22 protein-coding genes are annotated in these 20,994 nt (G+C 64.2%); 15 read left to right on the top strand and 7 right to left on the bottom strand.

The genetic code is table 11. The annotated features are described in order from the left end of the window. Positions 1-80: 80 nt before the first annotated feature. Positions 81-644, bottom strand: a complete 564-nt coding sequence (locus tag ACPS74_RS15110; protein ID WP_029649772.1) for an HdeD family acid-resistance protein — start codon at positions 642-644, stop codon at positions 81-83. Between the two features lie 197 nt (positions 645-841). Here ACPS74_RS15110 and ACPS74_RS15105 point away from each other — a divergent pair, with 197 nt between their 5' ends. Beyond that, positions 842-1,513, top strand: a complete 672-nt coding sequence (locus ACPS74_RS15105) for a YggS family pyridoxal phosphate-dependent enzyme (RefSeq protein ID WP_029649770.1) — start codon at positions 842-844, stop codon at positions 1,511-1,513. Between the two features lie 214 nt (positions 1,514-1,727). Here ACPS74_RS15105 and ACPS74_RS15100 read toward each other — a convergent pair whose 3' ends face one another. Continuing rightward, positions 1,728-2,270, bottom strand: a complete 543-nt coding sequence (locus ACPS74_RS15100) for a L,D-transpeptidase family protein (RefSeq protein ID WP_029651672.1) — start codon at positions 2,268-2,270, stop codon at positions 1,728-1,730. Positions 2,271-2,352: 82 nt separating this feature from the next. Here ACPS74_RS15100 and ACPS74_RS15095 point away from each other — a divergent pair, with 82 nt between their 5' ends. From ACPS74_RS15095 to ACPS74_RS15075, 5 genes are all read left to right on the top strand, one after another. Further along, complete coding sequence (locus tag ACPS74_RS15095; protein ID WP_029651673.1) at positions 2,353-2,985, top strand: winged helix-turn-helix domain-containing protein; 633 nt, start codon at positions 2,353-2,355, stop codon at positions 2,983-2,985. A gap of 60 nt (positions 2,986-3,045) precedes the next feature. After that, positions 3,046-3,516: a cyclic nucleotide-binding domain-containing protein gene (locus ACPS74_RS15090; RefSeq protein WP_029651674.1), complete on the top strand. Its 471-nt coding sequence runs from the start codon at positions 3,046-3,048 to the stop codon at positions 3,514-3,516. 134 nt (positions 3,517-3,650) lie between these two features. Continuing rightward, entirely contained in the window at positions 3,651-4,106 is a 456-nt protein-coding gene (locus ACPS74_RS15085) for a hypothetical protein (protein WP_029651675.1), read from the top strand. A 136-nt stretch (positions 4,107-4,242) separates the two neighbouring features. Next, positions 4,243-5,883 (top strand): alpha-D-glucose phosphate-specific phosphoglucomutase, encoded by a 1,641-nt coding sequence (locus tag ACPS74_RS15080; RefSeq protein WP_029648656.1) that lies wholly within the window; start codon positions 4,243-4,245, stop codon positions 5,881-5,883. A gap of 70 nt (positions 5,884-5,953) precedes the next feature. Then, positions 5,954-7,273 (top strand): DUF3422 family protein, encoded by a 1,320-nt coding sequence (locus ACPS74_RS15075; RefSeq protein WP_029648657.1) that lies wholly within the window; start codon positions 5,954-5,956, stop codon positions 7,271-7,273. A gap of 3 nt (positions 7,274-7,276) precedes the next feature. Here ACPS74_RS15075 and ACPS74_RS15070 read toward each other — a convergent pair whose 3' ends face one another. Together ACPS74_RS15070 and ACPS74_RS15065 are read right to left on the bottom strand one after the other, a co-directional pair. After that, positions 7,277-7,534, bottom strand: coding sequence for an exodeoxyribonuclease VII small subunit (locus ACPS74_RS15070; RefSeq protein ID WP_029648658.1), 258 nt, complete (start codon positions 7,532-7,534; stop codon positions 7,277-7,279). A gap of 33 nt (positions 7,535-7,567) precedes the next feature. Continuing rightward, positions 7,568-8,980 carry a cation diffusion facilitator family transporter gene (locus ACPS74_RS15065; RefSeq protein ID WP_036241402.1) on the bottom strand — a complete coding sequence of 471 codons (1,413 nt, stop codon included), beginning with the start codon at positions 8,978-8,980 and terminating at the stop codon, positions 7,568-7,570. Positions 8,981-9,095: 115 nt separating this feature from the next. Here ACPS74_RS15065 and ACPS74_RS15060 point away from each other — a divergent pair, with 115 nt between their 5' ends. From ACPS74_RS15060 to ACPS74_RS15050, 3 genes are all read left to right on the top strand, one after another. After that, entirely contained in the window at positions 9,096-9,536 is a 441-nt protein-coding gene (locus ACPS74_RS15060) for a VOC family protein (RefSeq protein WP_029648660.1), read from the top strand. Positions 9,537-9,944: 408 nt separating this feature from the next. After that, positions 9,945-10,331 (top strand): hypothetical protein, encoded by a 387-nt coding sequence (locus ACPS74_RS15055; RefSeq protein WP_029648661.1) that lies wholly within the window; start codon positions 9,945-9,947, stop codon positions 10,329-10,331. 105 nt (positions 10,332-10,436) lie between these two features. Further along, the gene (locus tag ACPS74_RS15050) at positions 10,437-11,078 is read left to right on the top strand and encodes a DedA family protein (protein WP_029648662.1); all 642 of its coding nucleotides are present in this window, start codon (positions 10,437-10,439) and stop codon (positions 11,076-11,078) included. A 19-nt stretch (positions 11,079-11,097) separates the two neighbouring features. Here ACPS74_RS15050 and ACPS74_RS15045 read toward each other — a convergent pair whose 3' ends face one another. Then, positions 11,098-11,589 (bottom strand): DUF2244 domain-containing protein, encoded by a 492-nt coding sequence (locus ACPS74_RS15045; RefSeq protein ID WP_029648663.1) that lies wholly within the window; start codon positions 11,587-11,589, stop codon positions 11,098-11,100. Between the two features lie 48 nt (positions 11,590-11,637). On the opposite strand from ACPS74_RS15045, the gene nth reads away from it, so the two are divergent. Continuing rightward, positions 11,638-12,339, top strand: coding sequence for an endonuclease III (nth, locus tag ACPS74_RS15040; protein ID WP_029648664.1), 702 nt, complete (start codon positions 11,638-11,640; stop codon positions 12,337-12,339). A 293-nt stretch (positions 12,340-12,632) separates the two neighbouring features. Here nth and ACPS74_RS15035 read toward each other — a convergent pair whose 3' ends face one another. Both ACPS74_RS15035 and ACPS74_RS15030 read right to left on the bottom strand, forming a co-directional pair. Next, a complete protein-coding gene (locus ACPS74_RS15035; RefSeq protein WP_051381690.1) occupies positions 12,633-13,145 on the bottom strand; it encodes a hypothetical protein in 513 nt (170 codons plus the stop codon). Positions 13,146-13,260: 115 nt separating this feature from the next. After that, complete coding sequence (locus ACPS74_RS15030) at positions 13,261-14,109, bottom strand: ATP-binding protein (RefSeq protein ID WP_029648666.1); 849 nt, start codon at positions 14,107-14,109, stop codon at positions 13,261-13,263. A gap of 130 nt (positions 14,110-14,239) precedes the next feature. Between ACPS74_RS15030 and ACPS74_RS15025 the strand changes: the two genes are divergently transcribed. The 5 genes from ACPS74_RS15025 (at position 14,240) to ACPS74_RS15005 (ending at position 20,994) form a co-directional block, all read left to right on the top strand. Then, positions 14,240-17,197, top strand: a complete 2,958-nt coding sequence (locus tag ACPS74_RS15025) for a bifunctional [glutamine synthetase] adenylyltransferase/[glutamine synthetase]-adenylyl-L-tyrosine phosphorylase (RefSeq protein ID WP_029648667.1) — start codon at positions 14,240-14,242, stop codon at positions 17,195-17,197. A gap of 125 nt (positions 17,198-17,322) precedes the next feature. Next, on the top strand, positions 17,323-18,225 hold the full coding sequence (locus ACPS74_RS15020) for a peptidylprolyl isomerase (RefSeq protein ID WP_029648668.1): 903 nt from the start codon (positions 17,323-17,325) through the stop codon (positions 18,223-18,225). 243 nt (positions 18,226-18,468) lie between these two features. Beyond that, the gene (argJ, locus tag ACPS74_RS15015) at positions 18,469-19,716 is read left to right on the top strand and encodes a bifunctional glutamate N-acetyltransferase/amino-acid acetyltransferase ArgJ (protein ID WP_029648669.1); all 1,248 of its coding nucleotides are present in this window, start codon (positions 18,469-18,471) and stop codon (positions 19,714-19,716) included. Between the two features lie 8 nt (positions 19,717-19,724). Beyond that, positions 19,725-20,405, top strand: coding sequence for an HAD family hydrolase (locus ACPS74_RS15010; protein WP_029648670.1), 681 nt, complete (start codon positions 19,725-19,727; stop codon positions 20,403-20,405). A 67-nt stretch (positions 20,406-20,472) separates the two neighbouring features. Then, positions 20,473-20,994 (top strand): carboxypeptidase-like regulatory domain-containing protein, encoded by a 522-nt coding sequence (locus ACPS74_RS15005; protein WP_029648671.1) that lies wholly within the window; start codon positions 20,473-20,475, stop codon positions 20,992-20,994.

The raw sequence follows: 20,994 nt of genomic DNA, 5'->3' as shown, positions 1-20,994 counted from the left end.
TGTCAAAGGGAGGAGCCATTCGCAGAAGCGCGAAAAAGCTCGGGGGCCGCCAGCACGGCCCCCTACAGTTCGCCATGAACTCAGGCCTTCGCCGAAAGCCCAACGGTGATCCAGCTGACGCCCTCGAAGATCAGATTGATCGCGAGGAAGAGGCCAAGGATGTAGAGGCCTGACATCGGCCACTGGGCCAGGACCATTCCGCCCAGCACGATGCTGATCACGCCCGAGAACGCCACGAGGCCCCAGGGGCCGACGTCGCGGATGTGCCAGGCGAGGATCAGCTTGAACAGGCCGGCGGCGATCAGCGCGACGCCGATGATCGCCGTCAACGACACCGCCGCGAGCAAAGGATCGCGGAAGACCAGAAAGCCCGCGACAATCGTGATCAGCCCGATCGCGCCCCAGAGCAGCGCCCTGGTCCAGGGCCGGATCTGAACGGCCGTGATAATCTCCATCGCGCCGGCGACGAGCATCGCCGCGCCGACATAGAACACGGTCACGAGCGTGGCGGTCGTGACGTCGTAGAGTGCGAACAGTCCGCCCGCGAGCATGAGCGCGCCGAGCGCGACGATCCATCCCCATTTGCGGCGCAGATGATGCAGTTGCATCGTGCGCCCGTCGTAAGTCAGGCTGTCATTGACCATTATCGGCCTCCAATTCGGTGGGAACAATCCTTGGTAGGCGGGACGCGTTTCTCAATAACGTGTGCGACGATACCGCCCCTCGCCCGCCCTTCCGCCCGCCGCAAGCTTAACGCGCCGGACTGCGCGAAGTTCCGCGCTGCGAAGGCGTAAAAAATTCGGCGCTTGACCCGGCCGCCGAAATCGCGATTTTTCGCGCCATGGGAGCCGCCGATCGCCTCGAATCGACACGCGAAGCGATTCGCCGCGCAGCAGTGGACTGTGGCCGCGATCCTCGCGCCGTTCGCCTCGTCTGCGTCACCAAGACCTTTCCGGCCGAGGACGTGGCGCCGCTTCTGGAAGCGGGCCATCGCATTTTCGGGGAAAACCGCGTGCAGGAGGCTATGAGCAAGTGGCCCCAATTGCGCGAAAAATATCCGGACATCGAATTGCATCTCATCGGCCCGCTGCAGTCGAATAAGACGCGCGAGGCGGTCGAGCTCTTCGACGTCATAGAGAGCGTCGACCGCGAAAAGATCGCCAAGGCGCTGTCCGAGGAAATCGCCAGGACCGGCAAACGCCCGCGGCTCTTCGTGCAGGTCAACACCGGCGCCGAGCCGCAAAAGGCCGGCGTCCTTCCCGAAAACGCCGACAGCTTTCTGGCCGCCTGTCGCGACGCTTATGGATTGAAAATCGAAGGGCTGATGTGCGTGCCGCCGCTCGACCGGCAGGCCTCGCCGCATTTCGCGCTGCTCGCCGACCTCGCCGCGCGCAATGGAATCGCCGAACTCTCCATGGGCATGAGTTCGGATTTCGAACTCGCGATCCAGTTAGGGGCGACCTATGTCCGGGTCGGCTCGGCGATCATGGGCGAGCGCGACTATCCCGCGTGAGGCGGTGGCCCTCCCAGACTCGCGCGGATGATGGCGGCCCTGTGCCCCACCCCAGCCCTCCCCCGCTTCGCGGGAGAGGGAGTTAGGTTCGGCGTTTCATCGGCACTGGCGTCACGCTTCAACGCTGCGGTCGCGCCATTCAATGCCCGCGAATGCCGCTCGTTAGCGTCCCCTCTCCCGCGAAGCGGGGGAGGGACAGGGAGGGGGCTCGGCGCTATTCGATCAACAGCGCGAGCTTGCGTCCCAGCCGCGGCAGAAGCCGCGCCATGTCGCGCGCCCGCAATGCGACGCAGCCGGCTGTGGGCGAAAGATCATCCGTGGCGATGTGAAAGAAAATCGCGCTGCCGCGACCTCGCACACGCGGACAAAGATTATAGCCCATGACGCCGACGGCGTCATAGAGCGCGTCCTTGCGCCACATTTCCTCATGGCCGAGGCGCGACGGCGCCTGCAGCGGTTTGTTGTAAAGAAAGGAGCGCGGATCGTCGCACCAGAGATCGTGCGGCCGCGTGCGACGCCACCGCAGGCGCAGGGGATTTGGCGCGCGCAGGTAAAAATAGAGGAGCGGCCAACGGCCGGCCGGACTGGCGCCATCGCCTTCGCGCTTGTTGCGCACAACGCCGCTGCGGCCAAGCGCGCAAGGAAGAACGAGCGAGCCGGCGATCAGCCTTCCCTCATGCGGGCGGCCGCCAATGCGCCGCGCGACGCGCAGCAAGTCCAGTCCAGCTGGTTTCGTCCGGATCGTTCGTAGAGGCATGATACGTTATATGCCCGCGCGCCGGCGCGCCCGAGCGCTATAGCAGGAATATCCTTTTTGACGCGAGGAGCGCCACCAACTGATGTCCCTTTTGCGTACTTTGAGCATCGCCGCCAACGCCCCGTTGCGGGCGATGCTCGTCGAGCAATTCGCCGCGCTCGGCCGCTATGCGCCGCGCGACGGCCAGCTCGGCGCGCCGGGAGACGATTGGCCGGATGCGGCGATCATGGACGAATGCCATTGCGACCCCAAAGCGCTTGCCGATGTGCGCGCGCGGGGCTGCAGGACCCGCGTCGTGCTCATCGCCGATGAGCCGAAATCGCCGCCGCTGGGGGTCGACGCCGTCGTTACGCGTCCCATCCGCTTTGCGGAATTGGTGGCGCTCATCGATTCCGCGCCGGCGCGGGCCGCAGTCGGCCCCTATCATTTTGAGGCCGGCGAACTCCGGGCGACTTCTGGCGCGCGCTTGAAGCTGACCGAAAAAGAGACGGCGATTCTCGCGAGGCTGGCGCGAGCCCATGGCGCGGCGGTCTCGCGCGAGGCGCTGCTTCGCGACGTGTGGGGCTACGGTCCGAATATGTCGACCCGGACGCTCGAAACGCACATTCACCGTCTAAGACGCAAACTCGAGCCATCGCCCGAACAGCCGCGCTGGCTCAAAACGGAACGCGACGGATACCGGCTCGCCGCCAGCGAAGAAGACCCCGCGTCTTAACGCTTACGCCGCGCCGCCGGCGCATGTAGAGATAGCGCGGGGGACGCCGAACAAAATGACATGACGCTGGACGACGATATCGACAATCTCGCGCGCATCCCTCTCTTTTCGATCTTCGAGCCGAACGCCCTGCGTATGCTCGCGCTTTCCGCAGAAACGCGCCTCCTACGAGCCGGCGACGTCCTGTTTCGACGCGGCGAAATATCGGACGGCGGCTATGTGCTCACCGAGGGGTCGATCGCGCTGACCGCCGCAAACGACGGACGTCCTCAGTCGAAGATCGTCCGGCCCTGGACGCTGATCGGCGAAACCGCCCTCCTCGCGCCCTCGACCCGCCCCGCCGGCGCGATCGCGCAGGAGCCGGCCACGGCGCTCAAGATTCTGCGGCCATTGTTTCATTTGATCTTAGAGCAGCATCCGGCGACCGCCGCTCGCGTGCGCGACTTCTTTCGTTGCAGGCTTTTGGATTTGATCCACGATATCAGCGCCGAGGCGTCGGCGTCTGACAGCGACGTCGGGCGCTTAAGGTAAACGCCAAAAAAAGTCACGTTTCAGCCTCTCGCAGCGGATCAATTTGCGCCTAACTAAGTTGTTAGTGCAGCGTGAGCTCCAGAGGAGCGCGCGACGCCGCGCGGCGGGACACCGCGCCAGGAGGAGGATGAACGATGCGAAAAGGCCTGAAATTGGCGCTGTCCGGCGTGCTCTGCAGCGCGACATTGGCGACCGCCGTTCCGGAAGAAGCGATCGCCGGGCCGATGAGCGCGCCCGATCGGTCAATTGTCGCACCTTCGAGCCCGGTCGAAAATGTTTGGTATCGTCGCGGCTGGGGCTATCGCGGCGGCTGGGGCCGGCGCTACGGCTACCGGCGCGGCTATTACAACCCAGGCGGCGCCATCGCCGCGGGCGTTGGCCTCGGCCTGCTCGGCGCCGGCCTCGCCGCTGCTTCGAGCGGTTATGGCGGCTACGGCTACCCCTATGGCTATGGCTATTACCCGGCCGCCTACAGCGGATGGGGAGATCCCTGGGGCGGCTGGGGCGGTGGCTGGGGCGGCGGCGGCTGGGGCGGCGGCTGGGGTGGTGGCTGGGGCGGCGGCGGCTGGGGCGGCGGCTGGGGCTGGTAAGCTCAACATTTCTCCAGACAGTCGGAACGGCGGCGCGTGACTCGCGCCGCCTTTTTGCCGTTGCCCGAGACGAATTGTAGAAGCGGACGCCGCGCCCCCCGCGGCGCCGACAAACACGCGAGGCCTCCGCTCCAAAATGGGGAATTCACAGGCGAACATCATCGCAACGACGCCCTTTGCCGATCAACGCCCGGGCACATCCGGCCTGCGCAAGAAAGTCGATGTCTTCAAGCAGCGCCACTATCTTGAAAACTTCATTCAATCGATTTTCGACAGTCTGGAGGGCTATCAGGGCGCAACGCTCGTGGTCGGCGGCGACGGCCGCTATTACAACCGCGAGGCGATTCAAAAGATCCTGAAGATCGCCGCCGCCAACGGCGTCGGCCGCGCCGTCATCGGACAGAGCGGCATATTGTCCACGCCCGCAGCGTCGGCGCTCATTCGCGGGCTTATGGCCTTCGGCGGAATCGTGCTGTCCGCCAGCCACAACCCCGGCGGCCCGCACGGCGACTTCGGCGTCAAATACAATGTCGCGAATGGCGGTCCGGCGCCCGAAAAGGTGACGGACGCGATCTACGCGCGCACGCGCGAGATTACGTCGTTCAGGATCGTCGAAGCCCAAGACGTCGATATCGACAGGCTTGGCGAAACGCGCGTCGGCGACATGCGCGTCGACGTCGTCGACAGCGTCGCGAATTACAAAGCGCTGATGCAGACGCTCTTTGATTTCGATCGCATCCGCGACGCTTTTCGGTCGGGCTTCACCTTCACATTCGACGCCATGTCGGCCGTCACCGGCCCCTATGCGCGCGTGCTGTTCGAAGAGGATCTCGGGGCGCGACCGGGCAGCATCATCAACGCGACGCCCCTGCCCGATTTCGGCGGCCATCATCCCGACCCCAATCTCGTCCACGCCAGGCATCTTTATGATCTCGCCATGTCGGACGCCGCACCCGATCTTTGCGCCGCGTCGGATGGCGACGGCGACCGCAATCTGATCATCGGCCGCGGCCGTTTCGTCACGCCCTCGGACAGTCTCGCGATCCTTGCCGCCAACGCCACGATCGCGCCGGGCTATTGCAAGGGGATCGCAGGAATTGCGCGATCGATGCCGACGAGCGCCGCCGCCGACCGCGTCGCGGAAAGGCTCGGCGTTCCGCTCTTCGAGACGCCGACGGGATGGAAATATTTCGGCAATCTGCTCGACGCCGGTCTCGTGACGATCTGCGGCGAGGAAAGCGCCGGCGCCGGCTCCGACCATGTGCGCGAGAAAGATGGGCTATGGGCGGTGCTGTTCTGGCTCGACATTCTCGCGGCGCGCAAGGAGAGCGTCGACGCCATCGTCCGACAACATTGGACGACCTATGGGCGCAATTATTATTCGCGCCACGACTATGAGGAAGTCGCAAGCGACGGCGCCCATGCGTTGATCGACGCGCTGCGCCAACGTCTGCCGACTCTCAAGGGCCAATATTTCGGCGGCCTTGACGTCGCGACGGCCGACGACTTCGCCTATCACGATCCGGTCGACGGCTCGGACTCGAAGCATCAAGGCCTGCGGGTGATTTTCACTGATGGCTCGCGGATCGTCTATCGGCTCTCGGGCACCGGCACGGCCGGCGCGACGCTGCGGGTCTATATCGAGCGCTACGAACCCGATCCCGCGCGGCAGCATCTGGAGACGGAGGCGGCGCTCGCCGATCTCGTAGGCCTATCGCGCGAACTCGCCGCCATTGAACGCTATACGCAGCGCGCTGCGCCGAGCGTCATCACCTGAGCCCCAGGCCGGTGAATAGGAATTCAGTCGCGTGAACGATACAGCCCGCCAATGCGAGCCAAGAGACGCAATGGAAATCAGCGAAGACGAACCCAAGACTCTCCGCGAGCATCCCTTCCGCGAGGCCGTTCTCGCGGAGCTGCACGCCCGGCCGTTCCTGCCGCTCGACGCGCCGCGGCGCATCTATCACTACGCCTTCGCCACGGACCACGAAGCGGCGGCCGCCGATCGTGAAGCGATCGGCGCGCTCGCGCTCGCGCATGGCGTGCTGGCGCCGGATCCTGGCGCGCGATTCCACTACTTTATCTTTGGCGACTGGCGGCTTCGCTGGGAGCAACATAGCGAATTCACCACCTACAGCTGGTCGACTGGCGTCGGCGCCGATATCCCCTTCGCGCATGCCGACCCGTTCAAAGCCGGCGAAATCTCCTTTAAGCCGCCGGGCGTTCTCATCGTCGCGACGCAGCTCTGCGTCGTCGACGGCGCGCGATCGGTCGAAGAGCTTGCATCCTATTTCAATTCGCAGAGTCTGTGCGTCGTCGGCGTCGAAGATCGCGACGCGCAGGTTCTGACCGACTTCGCCGTCGACGCCTACGGCTTTACGCGCATGCTGATCCGCGGAAAGGCGCTGCCGCGTTTCGAAGCCGGCCGTCTCGCGCAGCGCGTCCTCGAGATCGAAACTTATCGTACGATGGCGCTGCTCGGGCTGCCGCTCGCGCGGCAAGTGTCGCCGCAACTCGCCATCATGGAGCGAGAGCTGTCGGGCATCACCGAAGCGCTGAACGAAGCGCATGATATGCGCGTCAATTACCTTTTGCTGAAGCGGCTCTCGGACCTGCTCGCGAGCAGTCAGGCGCTGTCGACGCGCACGGCCTTTCGTTTTGACGCGAGCCGCGCCTATCGCGCGCTGGTGAAGAACCGCCTCTCCCAGCTGCAGGAACGGCGCGAAGGACAATATGTGACGATTTCTGAGTTTCTTAGCGCGCGACTCGATCCGGCGATCGAAACCTGCATCGCCGTCGAGGCGCGCCAAACGCGCTTCTCGGCGCAGGTCGAGCGCGCGACCGATTTGATGCGCACCGGCATCACGCTGGAGATGGAGCGGCAGAACGGCGCGCTGCTTGAAGAGATGAACCGCCGCACGCGGTTGCAGATGCGGCTCAACCGCATCGTGCAGGGAATCACGATCGCCGGGCTCGCCTATTTTCTCACCGGGCTCTTCAGCTTTATCGCTAAGGGGCTCAAGGCCGCCGGCGCCCTTCCGCCGCAGGTCTCCGCCGATCTCGTCGCCGCCCTCGCGATGCCGATCGCCGTGCTCATCGCGATCGCGTTCATGGCCCGCGTCCACAGATTGTCGCGAGAGGCGGCGGAGGAGGAACAGTTGGATTAACGTCTATTCGACGTCGAAGGGCGCGACTCCTGTCGGCTGGCCGTTTTCGCCAAGCGTGATTTTCTCGATGCGCGCTTCGGCCTCGGCGAGAAGAGCCTCGCAGCGCGCCTGCAGCGCCTTGCCGCGCGCATAGAGCTTTACCGACTCGTCGAGCGAGACAGCGCCTTTCTCCAGGTCGGCGACGATGCGCTCAAGTTCCTGCATCGCCTGTTCGAAGGGCAATGATGCGATGTCAGCGGCGGCGTCCGACTGCTGTGTCATGGCGTCTCTCATAGACGAAGCGGGCATCCTTGGCTATGCGGCGGCTGAGCGATCGCCCGGCTCGGCGCGGCCGACGATGCGCAGAATCGATGGAAACTCCTCGCGTGTGCGGCGCTCGATCTCGTCAAGCGCATCATGGGCGCTTTGCACGGAAACGGCCGCGTCCAGCCGGCAGCGGAAGTTGACGACGATGCCTCCCGCCGTTTTGCGGACTCGCACGTCCCGCACGTGCGCCGGCGGCCGGGTCTGAGCGGCGACGCGCGCCAGCGCCGCCTTGATGGCCCCAGCGATGGCGGGGTCGGCGGCCTGCGCCGCGAGCAATTGCAGCTCGAGCGGCTCGATATGCGTGTCGACTTCAGCGTCGGCGCCAAATTCGTCGCGCAACGCGCTCTCGAAGTCGGCGGCGATCGCGTGCGCGCGGCCGAGCGGCATGGCGCCATCGAGTTCGACGTCGACGCCGATCGATAGCCTGCCCTCGATTTGCTGGGCGATGACATGATGGGCGTGAATGTGGCGACGCGCCCCGACCAGCAGGATGCGTTCCGCGATCGTTTCGTCGTCAAGCGCCCTTGGCTCGATCGACAGCGTGATCCGGGCGCGCGGCGTGACCGTGGCGATCGCTTCGGCGACGGCCGATTTGATGCGCGCCGCCTGCTCGACGCGCAAGCCGCGCGACACGCCAATCGTCGCTTCGCCGACGATGTCAGGGCCAATCGTGCGCAGTCGCAGCGAATCGATCGCGATGACGCCCGGCACGTCGACGATCGCCCGCTCGAGATGCGGCGCCATTTCGCGTGGCGCGGCGTCGAGCAAAGTGTCGATGGTGCGACGGCCCAATCGAAAACCCGCGACGGCGATGAAAACGGCGACGCCCAAGGCGGCGAGCGCGTCGCCGCGCTCGAACCCGTAATGCGCCGCAACGAGACCGAGCAGCACCAGCGCCGATGACACCAGATCGCTCGAAAAATGCAGCGCGTCAGCGGCCAGAGCGTCGCTGCCCTCTTCCTTTGCGATCCGCCGCAACTGCCGCGAGCGCACAAAATCGACGATGATCGAGACGACCAGAACGCCATAGATTGGCCAGCCGGCGTCGATCACGACATCCGTCTCCTGCAGCCGCCTCCAGGCTTCGCCGACGATGAACAAGGCGAGGCCGAAGAGGAAGCCGGTTTGGATCAGCGCGGCCAGCGCCTCATATTTGCCATGGCCATAGTGATGTTCCTCGTCCGCCGGCTTTTCTGCTTCGCGCACCGCGAAGAAGGTCAGCACTGTCGCGCCGGTGTCCACGAAGGCGTGCCCCGACTCGGACAGCAGCGCGAGCGAGCCAGACCACAGACCGGCCGCGAGTTTCGCCGCCGCAAGCAAAGCGCTGGCGGCGATCGACGCCTTGGCGGCCGCCAGCTTGACGCTGGTCGCCGCTCGCGGAAGAGCCTTCGTCTCGGTCACGTCGATACGCACCTATGTTGGGGAGCGCCAGCGCTCTAGCAGGCGCTCGGCGTGGGCGCAAATCCGCGCCAGCGGAACGCTATTAATGGCGGACGCATCAGACAGGAGCCCGCATATGAGATTTCTGCACACCATGATCAGAGTCGGCGACCTCGACCGCGCGCTGGCGTTTTTTTGCGGCATGCTCGGTCTTCAGGAGGTGCGCCGCACCCAGAATGAGAAGGCCCGCTACACGCTCGTCTATCTCGCCGCGCCAGAGGACGCCGCGCAAGCCAAGGAAAATGGAGCGCCGACGATCGAACTCACCCATAACTGGGACGAACATGCGTATGCCGGCGGGCGGAATTTTGGTCACCTCGCCTTCGCCGTTGAGAATATTTACGACGTCTGCGCGCGGCTGAAAGCGGCGGGCGTGACGATCAATCGGCCGCCGCGCGACGGCCATATGGCCTTCGTGCAATCGCCGGATTTGATCTCCATCGAGTTGTTGCAAAAGGGCGCGCCGCTGCCGCCAACGGAACCCTGGGTTTCGGCGCCCAACATCGGCGCTTGGTAGAGGCGAGGCTACTGCGGCGCCACAAGATCTTTTGCGCCGCAGCTACGAATTTTTCAGCTTCTCGGAACTATTGCTCTAGCCACGAGTTGAGTCCCGAGTCGTGCTGCGGCCTCAGCTCGGCTGATCACTATGTTATTGATATACCGGAGGACTTCGTCGTGAAGCTGTCACGGCCTTCAGTTAGAAGCCAGCAGCGCGCGGCATGTGAGCAAAGTCTCTCGGCTTTTGCGCCGACAGCCTTGTTCGCCGGGCTTGAGAGATCCCATCCGATCGTAGGATGCGGAAGTTTTTCAATACAGATAACGTTCAGCTTGACTGTATAGCTTGGGGGGAACGAACGCCCCAACGGGCGAGGAAACTGTGATGTCGCGGAGATAAAGCAACGCGCGGCCAACAAAGGGTTCCAAAATGGAACGTTCAAGGGCGGAGGTCGTCATGGTCATCGTGGATCTGATCAATTCCTGCTCGAACGACAAGGTGGCGCATGCCGCCCTGGCTTGCATTGGCGGCGGCTTCGCCGAACGCGTGCGAGCAGCGGCTGAAGAGAAAGGCGTCAGCGTCGGCAGATTCGTCGCGATGGCGGTGCGCGATTTCGCGTGCCGGTCGGATGAAGCCGCGCAAGAGGCGCTTCGGGCCAAGGTCGTCCGCGACGACCAGCCTCTGCTGCGAGGATTGCGGGAGGTCCTTCAAGTGGCGCTGGAGCGCGACCCCTTCGTCTTCGACACCGAGGCTATGGCGGCGACGCCGCCCTACGCCTTCAGCGCCGCGCGAGAGAACGCGCTGCAATATCACTGACCCTTTCGATTGACGTCCCAAAAATGGCGACCTCGCTTCGGCGACGTCGCCATTTGCGCGTTTAGGCCTACATGAGAGTGACGTGAGACACTTTCCGGGCCAGGGATGACGCATTTTCTCGATCAGTCGCAGATCGCCGCCATCCTTTCGACCTACGGCTATTGGGCGATCTTTATCGTCGTGGCCCTGGAAAGCGCCGGCATTCCCCTGCCCGGCGAAACCATGCTCGTCGGCGCGGCAATTTTCGCGCGCCTCTCCGGAGCGATCGCCATCGAAAATATCGTCGTTGCCGCCGCTGCAGGGGCGATCGTCGGCGACAATATCGGCTACTGGCTGGGGCGGGAATACGGAACGAAGCTTCTTGAACGTTACGGCCGTCATGTCGGCCTCGGGCCGGAGAAGCTGCGGCTAGGCCAATACCTCTTCTATCGTTGGGGCGGCGCGATCGTCTTTTTTGGCCGCTTCGTCGCGCTGCTGCGCATTCTCGCGGCCTCGCTCGCAGGCGCAAACCATATGCCGGCTGGCCGCTTCTTCATCTATAACGCGACGGGCGGCGTCGTTTGGGCCTGCGTATTCGGCTTTGGCGCTTATTACCTCACCGCTGGCTTCGAAAAAATCGAGGGCCCGATCGCCATGGCGCTCGTCGGCGGACTCGTCATCGGGCTGTTTGTGCTTTGGCGCTACTATAAGCGGCACGAGGCGCGGCTGATGCGGGAAGCCGACGCCATGCTGAGCCAGCGACGCTAGATCACGCTGCACGTACGTTCTAGCCGAAACGGGCGCCCATGCGCGCGTCGATGAGCGCGCGGTTCAGTTCGCGCGCCAGCTCCGCTTTCTGATCCGGGCCTAAAAAGGCGCCGATCTCGATGCATTCGCCGCGCGAGATCAGCGCCACCCGCTCCGTCCCGAATTCTTCGTGGACCGTCTGTTCAAGCCGCACCCAGGAAGGGTTGAAGCGCCATTCCTTTCGCTGTCCGCGCGCGCCGATTTGCGCGAAAACCAGCTCCAGCGGCGTAAGGTCGAGCGTCTCATGACTGCGGGCGGCGAGGAAGCTGGCGCGGAAGGCGAAATAGAGTCCGACCGCATCGAGGCCCATGAAGCCGGCGACGGGCCAGGCGCCCATGAAGAAGAAGGGCAGCGCAAACAAGGCCTGTCCGAAACAAAAAATCATGATGAAAAGGTAGAAGGCGTGCGGCGTCATCGACCGATGCGGCGTCAGCCGCGCTTCGTAAATTTTCCGCTCGAAGGGGTCGGACATTTCTCCTGCCGGCTTTGTCCCTCAGATTCTAAAAGTTATAACGCGCCGATGGCGGAAACAATCAGTCAGCGCGCGCGCGTCGCTAAAAAACCACGAGCCGGCCGGCGGCCGGCGGCCGCTGAAGCTGCGCGCATCGAAGAGATTTTTGCGCGTCTCGCAGCCGCGAATCCTGAACCCAAGACCGAACTCGGTTACAAAAACCCCTTCACGCTGCTCGTCGCCGTCGTGCTGTCGGCGCAAGCGACCGATGCAGGGGTCAACAAGGCGACTCCCGCGCTCTTCGCGCTCGCCGACACGCCCGCCAAAATGGCGGCGCTCGGCGAGGAGCGCGTGCGCGATTTGATCAAAACGATCGGCCTCTACCGCGCCAAGGCGAAAAATATCGTCGCCCTGTCACGATTGCTGATCGAACGGCATGGCGGAGACGTGCCGCGCACGCGCGAGGAATTGACCGCGCTCCCAGGCGTCGGCGGCAAGACCGCGAATGTCGTGCTCAATGTCGCCTTCGGCGAGCCGGTGATCGCGGTCGACACGCATATCTTTCGAGTCTCCAACCGGCTGCCGCTCGCAAGCGGCAAGACGCCCGAAGAGGTCGAAGCAGGACTCGCGAGGATTACGCCAGAGAAATATCTGCTGCACGCGCATCACTGGCTCATTCTGCACGGACGCTATGTGTGCAAGGCGCGCACGCCAGACTGCCCGCGCTGCCTGATCGCCGATCTCTGCCGGTTCAAAGCCAAGACGCTCTGATCTTCCGATCCTTGCAGCCCCACGCGGCGATGAGGACAAAGTCACAGACGCCCATCGGGCGACGTGGGATTTTGCAAATCAAGCCGAAGGTCGAAGGCTGTCGGAGCAGAAACGCGATGAAGTACAAAATGGCGATCATCATTATGGGCGGACTGCTGCTTGTCGGCGCCATGATCCCCTATGCCTACAAGCCGCGATGCACGACGGCGGACTGCACGCCGGAGCGTCCGTATTAATCCGCCAGACGGCGATCCGAGACGCCTGCCGTGCAGGCGTCTCGCAATGTTCTCGCGTCAATTGACCTGGCAGGTCGACTCATATCTTCCGCAGGCCCGGGCGTCGCCGTTGTCACAGCTCTGCTTCCAGGTCCGGCAACCCGGCTTTTTCCACGGCTGGCTTTCAAATTCGCTCGTTCGTTTACGTACAGGCACGCAATTATCCGTTTCCGGAACGGGCCGCGTTCCGGGCGGGCAGCCGTGCATCGAATGGCCTTCCTCGCCGCGACCCGGCCGCTGTCGCTGGCCGCTGTCGACGCAGAACTTCTGGGAGATGAAGCACGTCACCCTCCCGCCTTCCTGGCAGGAAGACCTGGCGGGCTGATAATGAACAGCGCCGCTCCCATAATTCGCTTCGAGCCTTCGAACCTCCACGAGCCCCTTGTTGTTGGCCTTTGAAAGCGCTTCGTCTCTGGAATAGCCGCTGGCCGAAGCCTGCAACACGCCGCAGAAAGCAGAGGCGCTTCCAGAAAGAGAAACCAGCGAGAGAAACATTGTGGTCGAGATAAGCGCAATATGTCTGAAGTTCATGCCGCCCCCCTTTTTCGCCCCAGCTCAGGCTAGGCCTGGCGCGGAACGAAAGCTAGCGAGGGCGAAAATAAAACCGGGGGAAGTTTAGGCGCGGACGCGTAAACGCCGGACGATCCTAAGACAATTCTTTGCCCAATCGCCCCGCGAGATCCTGCACGAACTGCCAGGCGACACGGCCCGAGCGCGCGCCGCGCGTGATCGACCACTCCAGCGCCTCGGCGCGGATCGTCGCTTCTGGCGCGCTGAGGCCAAAATGACTGGCGTAGCCGAAGACCATCGCCAGAAAGTCGTCCTGGCTGCAGTTGTGAAAGCCGATCCAAAGTCCAAAGCGATCCGAGAGCGAGATTTTTTCTTCAATCACCTCGCCGGGGTGGATCGCGGTGGCGCTTTCGTTCTCCATCATGTCGCGCGGCAACAGATGGCGGCGGTTCGACGTGGCGTAAAACAGCACATTGTCCGGCCGCCCTTCCACGCCGCCTTCAAGGGCGGTCTTGAGCGCCTTGTAGCTCGTCTCCGCGCCGTCGAACGACAGGTCGTCGCAAAAGACGATGAAGCGGAAGGGCGCCTGCGCCAGCGCGCCGAGCAGCGCGGGCAGCGCTTCAATATCCTCGCGATGGATTTCGATGAGTTTCAGCCCCTTCTCGGCGAGCGCCCCGTGAATTGACTTCACCAGCGAGGATTTGCCCATGCCGCGCGCGCCCCACATGAGTGCGTTGTTGGCGGGCAGGCCCTGCGCGAAGCGGCTGGTGTTGGCGAGAAGCATGTCGCGCTGACGGTCGACGCCCTTGAGCAGCGCCAGATCGACGCGATTGACCCGGCGCACGGGATGGAACGCCCCTCCCGCCGCGCGCCAGACGAACGCCTCGGCGACGGAGAAATCCGGCGCCGACGGCGGCGGCGGAGCCAAGCGCTCCAGCGCCCCCGCGATGCGGGAAAGCAGCTGCGCGACATCCTCTTGCGACATGAATTTCCCCGCAGTTGCTTTGAAATTAGAGACGCCCCGGGGCCGTTGGCCCGCCGGGGCTGATTTGCGCGACGCGCGGGATTATACCGAAGGGCCAGCGCCGCATCGACGGCTCAGCCGGGAAAAGATTTTGACGCCGACCGAACATTCGCTCATCGACCGCGCCAAGGTCGTCATTCAGCCTCTCGACGCGAAGAGGGCCGAAGAGGCGCTCGCCCGCGTGCTGGAGAAGGATGGAGCCGCCGATGGCGCGCTCGCGGCGCTTTTGCTGGAGCGGCCGCAAGCGCGCGATCTGCTGCTCGGCGTATTGGGCGCGTCGCCCTATCTGACCGACCTTTCCGCCCGCGATCCGGCGCGGCTCGCCCGCATCCTCATCAGCGATCCCGCGCAGCGCATTGAAGCGCTCATCGAAGAAACGCGAAACATCGAAACCCAAGACGAAGCCGAGCTGATGCGCCTGCTGCGCCTCACGAAGCAGGACGCCGCGCTCGTCATCGCCCTCGCCGATCTTGCCAAAGTCTGGGACATGCCGGAGGCGACGCAGGCGCTCACGCGGATCGCCGACGCTACGCTTTCCGCCGCCATCCGCTTCACCCTGCGCGCCGCTGCGCTCGCCGGCAAGATCGAACTCGCCGATCAGCGCGACCCCGAACGCGGATCGGGTTGGATTTTTCTCGGCATGGGCAAGGGGGGCGCCTTTGAGCTGAACTACTCCTCCGACATCGATCTCATCGTGTTCTTCGACCGTTCGCGCGCGCGCCTCGCCGACCCATCGGAGGACGTCGATTTCTTCGTCAAACTGACGAAGCGGATCGTGCGGATCATGAGCGAGCGCACCGTCGACGGCTATGTGTTTCGCGCCGATCTGCGGCTGCGTCCCGATCCGGGCGCAACGCCGATCGCCATCCCGCTCGAAGCGGCGCTGAGCTATTACGAAAGCATGGGCCAGAACTGGGAGCGCGCCGCCTATATCAAGGCGCGGCCGGTCGCGGGCGACATCTTCGCTGGCGAACAATTTCTGCAGGAGCTCGCGCCCTTCGTCTGGCGCAAATATTTCGACTTCGCCGCGATCGCCGACGTCCATTCCATCAAGCGGCAGATTCACGCGCATAAGGGACATGGCAAGATCGCCGTCGCCGGTCACAACATCAAGCTCGGACGCGGCGGCATTCGCGAAATCGAATTCTTCGTGCAGACGCAGCAGCTGATCACCGGCGGGCGCGATCGGCGCCTGCGCGGGCGCTCGACTCTGGCGATGCTCGACCAACTCGTCGAGAGCGGCTGGGTGGCGCCGCAAGCGCGCGACGATCTGCGCGAAGCCTATCTCTTTCTTCGCGACGTCGAGCATCGCATTCAGATGGTCGCCGACGAGCAGAAGCACACGCTGCCCGAGACTGAAGACGGAGTCGCCGTCATCGGCTCCATGATGGGGTTTTCAGGCTACGCCGACTTCGCCGAGGCGCTGCTGAAGCGGCTCGACGTGGTGCAGAGTCATTATGCGAAGCTTTTTGAAAGCGCGCCGCAGCTCACCTCGTCGGCCGGAAATCTCGTCTTCACCGGCGATGACGACGATCCGGGAACGATCGAGACGCTCGCGAATATGGGTTTCGCCAACCCCAAGACGGTGACGGCGACCATTCGGGGCTGGCATTTCGGCCGCTATGCCGCGACCCGCTCGACCATCGCGCGCGAACGGCTGACGGAGCTGACGCCCATCCTGCTCGAAGCCATCGCCGCGACGGAGAACGCCGACGCCGCCTTTCTCGCCTTCGACAGACTCATCGCAAAACTGCCGGCAGGGGTGCAGCTCTTTTCCCTACTCGTCTCGCAGCCGCGGCTTCTCAAACTGCTTGCCGCGATTACGGGCGCGGCGCCCAAGCTCGCCGAAACGATCTCCCGGCGCCCGCGCGTGCTCGACGCGCTCATGGAGCCGGCGTTTTTCGAGACGGTGCCGACGCAAAGCGAACTGGAGGAGCGCCTCGCTTCGCAATTCGTCGAGGCGCGCTCCTATGAAGACGCGCTCGACCGCGCCCGCATCTTCGGACAGGAGCAGAAATTCCTCATCGGCGTACGCATTCTGACCGGATCCGTGTCGGTCGCTGAGGCCGGCTTCGCTTATACCCGCCTCGCCGAAACGCTGATCGCTCGTCTGTTCGCGCGCGTCTGCGAGGAATTCGCCAAAACGCATGGAACGATCGATGGCGGCGCCTGCGCGGTCGTCGCCATGGGCAAGCTTGGCGGATGCGAGATGACGGCCGCGTCCGATCTCGATCTGATGCTGCTCTACGACGCCGACCCACTGGCGGAATCAAAGGGCGGCGGACGGCCGATTTCAACGCAGCAATATTACGGCCGTCTCACGCAGAGGCTGATCAGCGCCCTTTCCGCTCCCACGGCCGAAGGCCTGCTCTATGAGGCGGATTTTCGTTTGCGCCCTTCCGGCAACAGCGGACCGCTCGCAGTAAGTCTCGCCGCCTTTTCGGATTATCAGGCCCATGAAGCGTGGACATGGGAGCACATGGCCTTGACCCGCGCCCGCGTCGTCGCCGGTCCCGAGTCGTTCACACAAAGCGTCGAAGCGGCGATCCGCGTGGCGCTGACGCGTCCGCGCGACGCGCAAAAACTCAAGGACGACGTGTTGTCCATGCGCCGGCGGATCGAAAAGGAAAAGGGCGCGACAAGCCCTTGGGAGGTCAAGCAGGTCCCCGGCGGATTGATCGACGTCGAGTTTGTCGCGCAATATTTGATGCTGCTGCATGGCCCGCAGCATCCTGAGCTTTTTTCAACGAACACAACGGTCGCCCTGCAGCGTGTAAAAGACGCCGGGTTTCTCGACGCCGGCGCGGCGGACGCGCTCGCGGAGGCCTCAAAGCTCTACCAAGGGCTGACGCAATTGCTGCGGCTCGCCATCGACGACGCTTTCCGTCCCGCTGACGCCCCACGCGGACTGGCGGAGCTGTTGCTGCGCGTTGGCGACGCGCCAGATCTTTCCAATCTGGAAGCGCTGCTCGCCGATACGCAGAAGCGAACCCGGGAAATTTTCACGAGCGTGGTCGGAGAGGTCGCCGAGCGCCCGGTTTCGGCGTAGCCGGGAGTTGTCAGAACCGGCTCCTCGGGCATAGATACGCCGGATTCCTCGCGCAGGAGCATTTTCCGCCGGCGGCGACGGCCGCTTTTGTTCAGGGCCGCCCTGGCCTCTTTTTGGAGCACATCATGTCTCACGCCCGCAAGAATGCGCGTTCTCTCGCCCGCGCCGCGCTCGGAGCGACCGCGCTCGCCGCCCTGCTGGCGATGAGCGCCGGCGGCGCGACATCTGCGGTCGCGAAAACCCTCGCCAAGGTCAATGGCGTCGAGATCACCGACGAGGACCTGAAGCTCGCGATGGAGGATCTTGGCGCCGCCATTCCGCGTCAGCTCGAAGGAAAGGCGCGTGAAACCTATGTGCTCGACTTCCTGATCGACGAGCAGCTCGTCGTGCAGAAGGCGCAGGCCGACAAGCTCGCCGAAACGCCGGAATTCGCCAAAAAGCTCGCCTATTTGCGCGACAAGGCGCTGATGGAGACGCTGCTCGGCGACGTCGCCAAGAATGCGGCGACTGACGCGGCGGTCAAGCAGACCTATGACGAAGCGGCGAAGAACCAGAAGCCCGAAACGGAATATCACGCGCACCACATTCTGGTGCCGACCGAAGAAGAGGCGAAGGCCGCGCTGAAGCGCATCAAGGCCGGCGAGGATTTCGGCAAAGTCGCGACCGAACTTTCCAAGGACCCCGGCGCCAAGGGCGGCGACCTCGGCTGGTTCACGAAGGACCGCATGGTGCCGGAGTTCGGCGACGCGGCGGCGAAGATGGAGCCGGGTCAGGTCTCCGATCCGATTAAGACGCAGTTCGGATGGCACGTCATCAAGCTCGACGAGAAGCGCCCGAAAGTCTTCCCGCCGCTCGATGAGGTGAAGGATCAGGTCGCCCGCTATGTCGTGCAGAAGGCGCAGAGCGAACTCGTCATGAAGTTGCGCGACGGCGCCAAGATCGAACGCGCCGACGCGCCGGCCGAGGGCTCGCCCGGCGCCAAGCCGGCTCCGGCGCAAAAGCCCGCCGAAGCGCCGAAGAAAAAGTAAGCGCCCACGCGCCCTCACCCTTTCTGAGGGCAGGCCACTTGGACGGACAGCAGATCTCCTGAATAAGGGGCTGGCCCACGCAGCAGCGAGGCCGGCCCCTGCCCCGTCTAACGGCCCATCCCGCGGGACATGATTCCTCGATGCGCGAGGTGACAAAGCAGGCCCGCCGCCAGTCACAGCCTTGACGCGCGACTCGCGCAGGGTCCAAACCGCGCAGATCAACTCCGACTCTCAGGGCTGAAAATGGCTCACGACGCTCCCGTTTCGCCGCTCGCGCCGACATCCGCGCCCGAAATCCCGCCGCTCGAAGGCGTTCGCTTCGCCGTCGGCGCCGCGGGCGTGCGCTACGCCGGACGCACCGATGTGATGCTGGCGTTGCTCGATTCGGCAACGACGGTCGCGGGCGTCTTCACCAAATCCAAATGTCCCTCGGCGCCGGTGGACTGGTGCCGCGACCGGCTCAAAGGCGGCAAGGCGCGCGCGCTGCTCGTCAATTCGGGAAACGCCAACGCCTTCACCGGCAAGACCGGCGCACAGGCGGTCAAATTCTCGGCGAAGCTCGCCGCCGCGGCGACCGGCGCGCCCGAACGGCAGATTTTTCTGGCGTCCACGGGGGTCATCGGGGAACCGCTCGACGCGCATAAATTCGATGGCGTGCTGGAGAGGCTCGCGCAGGAGGCGCGGCCCGACGGCTGGCTGGACGCCGCGCGCGCCATCATGACGACCGACACCTATCCGAAGCTCTCCACCCGAAGGGCGACGATCGCCGGCGTCGAAGTGACGATCAGCGGCTTCGCCAAAGGCGCGGGCATGATCGCGCCCGACATGGCGACGATGCTCGCCTTCGTCTTCACCGACGCCGCCATCGGCGCCGAGGCGCTACAGACGATGCTTGAGAGCGGCGCAAAGGGCAGCTTCAACGCCATCACGGTCGACGGCGACACGTCGACCTCCGACACGCTGCTGCTCTTTGCGACAGGCGCGGCGAAGACGCGAGGCGCGCCGAAGATCGAAAAAGCGCGCGACAAGCGGCTCATTGAGTTCAAGCGCGCGCTCGACGCCGTGCTGCTCGATCTCGCCCATCAAGTGGTGAAGGACGGCGAAGGCGCGCGCAAATTCGTTGAAGTGACGGTGACGGGCGCCGATAGCGCCAAGGCGGCGAAGCGCGTCGCCTTCTCCATCGCCAATTCGCCGCTCGTGAAAACGGCGATCGCCGGCGAGGACGCCAATTGGGGCCGCATCGTCATGGCCGTCGGCAAGGCTGGCGAGAAGGCCGATCGCGACAGGCTCGCGATCTGGTTCGGCGGCGTGCGCGTCGCCCACAAGGGGCTGCGCGACCCGGACTATGACGAAGCCGAAGTGTCGCAGCTCATGAAGCGCGACGATATCGTCATCAACGTCGATCTTGGACTCGGCAAAGGCGCGGCGACCGTGTGGACCTGCGATCTCACCAAGGACTATGTCGCGATCAACGGCGATTACAGGAGCTGATCCGCCGGATGATTCTGCCGAACGCGGTTCGCGCCGCGATTTTCGATATGGACGGCACGCTCCTCGACACGGAGCGGCTCTATTTGCGCGCGATCAGCGATGCATGTTCCGCCATGCGGTTAGTCGCGGACGACGGGTTCTTTCTCCAGATGCTCGGAACGCCCTGGTCGAATTGCTACGCGCTGATGGAAAGCCGGTTCGGCGGCGGTTTCGTGCGGGAGCGTTTCGACGGCCTGTTTGAGGATCGCTTCGGCGCGCTGACCCGCGATGGCGTTGCGGTAAAGCCCGGGGTGCGCGAACTCTTGGCGCATCTTCAGTCCAGGGCCACGCCCATGGCCGTCGCGACGTCGACGAGCGGCGAGATTGCAAGACGCCAGCTCGAGCGCGCCGGTCTTCTGAATTATTTCGCGGCGCAGGTCACGGCGGATATGGTGAAGGACGCAAAGCCGGCGCCGGAAACCTTTCTGAAGGCCGCAGAGAAGCTTGCTGTCGCGCCCCAGTATTGTCTGGCGCTCGAAGACTCCCCTGCCGGCGTTCGATCCGCCGCGGCCTCCGGCGCGATGACCATCATGGTGCCCGACCTCGCGCCAGCGACGGCGGCTGAGCGGTCGCTGTGCGTCGCAGTCGTCAGAACGATGCATGACGTGCTAGATTGCCTCATCGCCGCCGAAGCCGCCTCGCCGGTCTGATCTGGGGACGTGCGGCGTCGGCGCCGGTCAAAGTGTGCGAGCAGCGTTCTCGTGGAGCGTTATTGTCATGCGTTGCGTCAAGCTTCTTTTCGTCGCGCCGCTTGCCATGCTTTCAGCATGTAACGCCGGGCGCGGCCCCGAGCCGGGCGTCGGCTTCGATCCGTCGCAGGCGAATTACATCAGAGCGCCCGGCAGGGGCGTCATCGCCGGACAGGCCTTTCTGCGCGATGGCTCGGGGCAATCGAATGTGCGCTACGCCGCCGGCGAAACCGTAAGGCTGATACCGGCCACGACCTATGCGCAGAGCCGCATCAAGAATTTTTACGGCTCGGTGAAATTCCTGCCGGCCGCGTCAATCCCGAAGGTCGAGCCGGACACGCAATACGCCTCTCTGACCCGCACGACGACGACGGAGTCGAACGGACGATTCACCTTCGAGAATGTCGCCCCCGGACGCTATTATCTCACCACCCAGCTCATCTGGAAGCCGAAGGATGCGCCCACGCCTGAAGGCGGCGCGATGTATGAAGAAGTGACGCTCACCGGCAAGGAAAACGGCCCGGTGAAAGTCGTTCTCTCCGGCAATTGA

Source organism: Methylocystis sp. SB2, assembly GCF_049817085.1.
Taxonomy (GTDB): Bacteria; Pseudomonadota; Alphaproteobacteria; order Rhizobiales; family Beijerinckiaceae; genus Methylocystis; species Methylocystis rosea.
Note: the sequence above shows the minus strand (reverse complement) of the source record. Positions and strands in the feature narration are given on the sequence as shown.